This is a genomic window from Pseudochelatococcus lubricantis (genome assembly GCF_042432495.1).
Taxonomy (GTDB): Bacteria; Pseudomonadota; Alphaproteobacteria; order Rhizobiales; family Beijerinckiaceae; genus Pseudochelatococcus; species Pseudochelatococcus lubricantis.
The window spans coordinates 1-2,500 of record NZ_JBHLXC010000031.1 but is presented as its reverse complement, the minus strand read 5'-3'; the positions used below and the strand labels follow the sequence as shown (position 1 = coordinate 2,500).

Genomic DNA, 2,500 nt, shown 5'->3' with positions numbered 1-2,500 from the left:
TTTGCATTCAGGAGGTCGTCGGTTCGATCCCGTCTGGCTCCACCAATTCTCTGGACTGGTGTCGAGCCTGGGTTTGAGGCGTGTGTGTTCGTTTGTCAAAGCAAGAGGTTTTGCGCTGTCTTTCTGTTCCCGAAAGCGAGGAGGGGAGGCGGTTGCGAGGTTCTTTGTCATTGTGAAGAGGGAATGCATTCTTCTGAATGTTTTTTTGATACGTTCGCCCTGGCGTTTGCCACGACGGGGAGTTCCGGCGTATCGTTTAAGAAGACAGGATGAAGGTGTGTTCGGCAAGCATAAAGGTCTTTCTGACATTTTCTGCTTTGCGTTCATGTTGTGAACGTGAGGTGGATATTGATCATGAGAGCGATCAAGTGCCAAAAGGGCGTTCGGTGGATGCCTTGGCGCTGAGAGGCGATGAAGGACGTGGTACGCTGCGATAAGCCTTGGGGAGCTGCGAACAAGCTTTGATCCGAGGATTTCCGAATGGGGCAACCCACCTTCGATAGCTGTAAATCCGAAATTTTTTCGTTGAGAAACGGGCCTGCACAGGGCTCGCCGTGAGTGGAAATTTTGGACTTACAGCTATCATCAGGAAGGTATCAATCCCTGAATCCATAGGGGATTTGAAGCGAACCCGGGGAACTGAAACATCTAAGTACCCGGAGGAAAGGACATCAACGAGACTCCGTCAGTAGTGGCGAGCGAAAGCGGACGAGGCCAGTGGTTATTTTTGTTCAACCGGAACGATCTGGAAAGATCGGCCTAAGCGGGTGAAAGCCCCGTACGGGTTCAGACGAAGATAATCCTTGAGTAAGGCGGGACACGTGCAATCCTGTCTGAATATGGGGGGACCACCCTCCAAGCCTAAGTACTCCTCAGCGACCGATAGCGAACAAGTACCGTGAGGGAAAGGTGAAAAGCACCCCGACAAGGGGAGTGAAAGAGTTCCTGAAACCGGACGCCTACAAACAGTAGGAGCCCAAGGTTCGTCCTGGGTGACTGCGTACCTTTTGTATAATGGGTCAGCGACTTGAAGTAACGAGCAAGCCTAAGCCGTTAGGTGTAAGCGTAGCGAAAGCGAGTCTGAACAGGGCGTTCAGTTCGTTGCTTCAGACCCGAAACCGGGTGATCTAGCCATGAGCAGGTTGAAGGTGCGGTAACACGCACTGGAGGACCGAACCGGTGCCTGTTGAAAAAGTCTCGGATGACTTGTGGCTAGGGGTGAAAGGCCAATCAAACTCGGAAATAGCTGGTTCTCCGCGAAAACTATTTAGGTAGTGCCTCGCGTTAATTCTTCTGGGGGTAGAGCACTGGATGGGCTAGGGGTCCTTACCGGATTACCAAACCTAACCAAACTCCGAATACCAGAAAGAACTGCGCGGGAGACACACGGTCGGTGCTAACGTCGATCGTGGAGAGGGAAACAACCCTGACCTACAGCTAAGGCCCCCAATTCGTGGCTAAGTGGGAAAGGATGTGAGAATCCCAAAACAACCAGGAGGTTGGCTTAGAAGCAGCCATCCTTTAAAGAAAGCGTAACAGCTCACTGGTCTAAATAAGGGTTCTTGCGCCGAAGATGTACCGGGGCTCAAGCCACGAGCCGAAGCTTAGGGTGCACGCAAGTGCGCGGTAGCGGAGCGTTCTGTAAGTCTGCGAAGGAGGACCCGTGAGGGCCTCTGGAGATATCAGAAGTGCGAATGCTGACATGAGTAACGATAAACAGTGTGAGAGACACTGTCGCCGAAAGTCCAAGGGTTCCTGCGTAAAGTTAATCTGCGCAGGGTTAGCCGGCCCCTAAGGCGAGGCCGAAAGGCGTAGTCGATGGGAACCACGTCAATAATCGTGGGCCAGCAGGTGGTGACGAATGCCGTGTATTGTCTGGTCTTATTGGATTGACCGGGCCGTGAAGGTGTTCCAGGAAATAGCCCCTGCATTAGACCGTACCCGAAACCGACACAGGTGGACTGGTAGAGTATACCAAGGCGCTTGAGAGAACGATGCTGAAGGAACTCGGCAATTTACCTCCGTAACTTCGGAATAAGGAGGCCTTCCCGTTGGGCAACCTTCGGGGAGGGGCACAGACTAGGGGGTGGCGACTGTTTAGCAAAAACACAGGGCTCTGCGAAGTCGCAAGACGACGTATAGGGTCTGACGCCTGCCCGGTGCCGGAAGGTTAAGAGGAGAGGTGCAAGCCTTGAATTGAAGCCCCGGTAAACGGCGGCCGTAACTATAACGGTCCTAAGGTAGCGAAATTCCTTGTCGGGTAAGTTCCGACCTGCACGAATGGCGTAACGACTTCCCCGCTGTCTCCAGCATCGGCTCAGTGAAATTGAATTCCCCGTGAAGATGCGGGGTTCCTGCGGTCAGACGGAAAGACCCCGTGCACCTTTACTGTAGCTTTGCACTGGCATTCGTGTCGGCATGTGTAGGATAGGTGGTAGACGTTGAAACGGGGGCGCCAGCTCCCGCGGAGTCACCCTTGAAATACCACCCTTATCGTCAT

1 tRNA gene and 1 rRNA gene (1 of these 2 cut by a window edge) are annotated in these 2,500 nt (G+C 53.2%); both read left to right on the top strand.

From position 1 onward, the window contains the following. Nucleotides 1-45 (top strand) — tRNA-Ala (locus ACFFJ7_RS20970) (it extends 31 nt beyond the left edge of the window). A gap of 317 nt (nucleotides 46-362) precedes the next feature. Further along, nucleotides 363-2,500, top strand: a 23S ribosomal RNA gene (locus ACFFJ7_RS20965); the annotation flags it as partial.